This window comes from Mycobacterium sp. (assembly GCF_049673265.1).
Taxonomy (GTDB): domain Bacteria; phylum Actinomycetota; class Actinomycetes; order Mycobacteriales; family Mycobacteriaceae; genus Mycobacterium.
In genome coordinates, this window is record NZ_JBATXN010000363.1 from 1 (window position 1) to 2955 (window position 2955).

The 2955-nt window shown below is 66.5% G+C and carries 3 protein-coding genes and 1 pseudogene; 3 read left to right on the forward strand and 1 reads right to left on the reverse strand.

The features are described from left to right. Positions 1 to 295: pseudogene (locus tag WBF82_RS12605) on the forward strand (cytochrome c biogenesis protein CcdA); the annotation flags it as partial. Positions 296 to 301: 6 nt separating this feature from the next. Here the strand turns inward: WBF82_RS12605 and WBF82_RS12610 are convergent. Beyond that, positions 302 to 559 carry a DUF2631 domain-containing protein gene (locus WBF82_RS12610; protein ID WP_424383358.1) on the reverse strand — a complete coding sequence of 86 codons (258 nt, stop codon included), beginning with the start codon at positions 557 to 559 and terminating at the stop codon, positions 302 to 304. A gap of 91 nt (positions 560 to 650) precedes the next feature. Between WBF82_RS12610 and dxr the strand changes: the two genes are divergently transcribed. Together dxr and WBF82_RS12620 are read left to right on the forward strand one after the other, a co-directional pair. Continuing rightward, on the forward strand, positions 651 to 1823 hold the full coding sequence (dxr, locus tag WBF82_RS12615; protein WP_424383359.1) for a 1-deoxy-D-xylulose-5-phosphate reductoisomerase: 1173 nt from the start codon (positions 651 to 653) through the stop codon (positions 1821 to 1823). Next, a partial coding sequence (locus tag WBF82_RS12620) for a M50 family metallopeptidase (protein ID WP_424383360.1) occupies positions 1820 to 2955 on the forward strand: 1136 nt, incomplete at its 3' end. The genes dxr and WBF82_RS12620, both read left to right, overlap by 4 nt.

The following is a 2955-nucleotide window of genomic DNA, read 5'->3' on the forward strand; positions in this document are numbered from 1 at the left end:
TGCCGCAGCGATCGCGAGTTCGGCGGTGGTGAATCGGTTACGGCGAATCTTGCCGTACGTCAATCGGATCAGCGGGGTGGTGCTGGTCCTCGTTGGGCTCTATGTGGGCTACTACGCCCTCTACGAGATCCGGCTGCGTACCGCCGACGGCCTGACGCCCGACACGTTCCTAGCCGTGATCGGCCGCATACAAGGCGCGGCTGCGGGGTGGGTGCATCAGCACGGCGCATGGCCGTGGGTGCTGGCGTTCGCAGTGCTGGTGGTGTCTGCACTAGTCGCCGCAGGCCGCCGACGTACGGCGCTACCTGAGCCAGCCGCGTCGGCGTCCCCACCAGTCGCGCACGACAAAGAACAGCACCACGACCGCAAAGCCGATCACGTACAAGTTCTCGATGCGGCCGACGTGGTTGCCGTCCAGCATCGCCAGCAGCAGGCCAGCGATGCATAGCCCCACGATGCGCCAGTTGCGGTGGTTGATTCTGCTCCAGCCCCAATGCGCAGACGGCACATCAGCGACGTCGACCCCGCTGCTGTAGCGCTCCACCTCGGTACTGGCCACGGCGACTCCTCCGGTTTGGGCTCGTGATGTTCCGACATTCTGGCATACGGAGATTTGTCGGGGACCTCGGCGGCGCTGGCACAATAGGTGGGTGACCCACCATGTCGGCGGCCGTCGGAGAGTCTTGGTGCTGGGCAGTACCGGCTCTATCGGCACCCAGGCGCTGGAGGTCATCGCCGCCAACCCGGATCGCTTCGAGCTGGTCGGCCTGGCCGCCGGCGGCGGGCATCCGGAACTGCTCGCCCGGCAGCGCGCCGAAACCGGTGTGACCAATGTCGCCGTCGCCGACGAGCGCGCCGCGCAGGCCATCGGCGATGTCACCTACCGCGGGCCCGATGCGGTCACCCGGCTGATCGAGAACACCGAGGCCGACGTCGTGCTCAACGCGCTGGTCGGCGCGCTGGGGCTAAAGCCCACGCTGACGGCGCTGGCCTCGGGTGTCCGACTGGCTCTGGCGAACAAGGAGTCCCTGATCGCCGGCGGTCCGCTGGTGTTGCAGGCCGCCCAGCCGGGCCAGATCGTGCCGGTGGACTCCGAACACTCCGCGGTGGCCCAATGTCTGCGCGGCGGCTCGTCAGGCGAAGTCGCCAAGCTGGTGCTCACTGCCTCCGGCGGGCCATTCCGCGGCTGGTCGGCCCCCGACCTCGAGCAGGTCACGCCCGAGCAGGCCGGCGCCCATCCGACCTGGTCGATGGGGCCGATGAACACCTTGAATTCGGCATCGCTGGTCAACAAGGGCCTCGAGCTGATCGAAGCCCATCTGCTGTTCGGCATTCCCTACCGGCGCATCGAGGTCGTCGTGCACCCCCAGTCGATCGTGCATTCGATGGTGACGTTCACGGACGGCTCGACGATTGCGCAGGCCAGCCCGCCGGACATGAAACTGCCCATTGCGCTGGCGCTTGGCTGGCCGGACCGGGTTCCTGCGGTGGCCCCGGCCTGCGATTTCTCCACCGCATCGAGCTGGGATTTCGAGCCGCTGGACAACAAGGTTTTCCCGGCCGTCGAGCTGGCCCGACAGGCCGGTGAGGCGGGCGGCTGCATGACTGCGGTGTACAACGCCGCCAACGAAGAAGCCGCCGAGGCTTTCCTGGCCGGTCGGGTCGGCTTCCCGGCCATCGTGCGCACAATCGCCGAGGTCCTGAGCGCCGCCGACCAATGGAGCGCCGCACCCGCTACCGTGGAAGACGTACTCGACGCGCAGCGCTGGGCCCGCGAACGGGCGCAGTATGCGGTCACACAGGAGGTCCTACCAACGCGATGATGTTCGTCATCGGCATCGTGCTGTTCGCGCTCGCCATCCTGATCTCGGTGGCGCTGCACGAATGCGGTCACATGGGGGTCGCGCTTGCGACCGGGATGAAGGTGCGCCGCTATTTCGTGGGCTTCGGCCCGACGCTGTGGTCGACTCGTCGCGGCGAAACGGAATATGGCGTCAAGGCCATCCCGGCCGGCGGGTTCTGCGACATCGCGGGCATGACGTCGGTCGAGGAGCTCGCGCCTGACGAGCGTGACCGCGCGATGTACAAGCAGAAGACCTGGAAGCGCGTCGCGGTGTTGTTCGCCGGGCCGGGCGCGAATTTCATCATCGGCTTGGTGCTTATCTACGCCATCGCTGTCGTGTGGGGACTGCCGAACCTGCATCCCTCCGCGGTCATCGGTCAAACCGCCTGTGCAGCTTCGGAATACAAGCAAGGCCAGTTCGACAAGTGCACCGGGGACGGACCTGCGGCCGCTGCCGGAATCCGCGCCGGCGACGTGGTACTCAAGGTCGGCGACACCCCGGTCACCGACTTCTCCGACATGGCCGCCGCGGTGCAGAAAATGCACGGCACCGTTCCGATCGTGATCAAGCGCGACGGCCAAACGATGACCAAATACGTCGACATCGCTCAGCGGCAGCGCTGGGTGCCCGACAGCGACGGCGGCACCAAGCTGTCGACGATCGGGGTTATGGGCGTAGTGGGCTCGGCACCCGGGCCGACCCAATACAACGTGATCACCGCGGTGCCAGCCACTTTCGCCTTCACCGGCAATCTGTCGGTTCTGCTGGGCAAGTCGCTGGTCGCGATCCCGACCAAAATCGGCGCCCTGGTCCACGCGATCGGCGGCGGGCAGCGTTCCCTTGATACGCCGATCAGCGTCGTTGGGGCCAGCATCATCGGTGGCGACACCGTCGACCATGGCGTCTGGATGGCGTTCTGGCTGTTCTTGGCGCAGCTGAACTTCATCCTGGGTGTCATCAACTTGTTGCCGCTGCTGCCGTTCGACGGCGGGCACATCGCGATCGCGGTGTTTGAAAAGCTGCGCAACATGATCCGGTCGGCTCGCGGCATGGTCGCGGCGGCGCCGGTCAACTACCTCAAGCTGATGCCCGCCACCTACGTAGTGTTGGT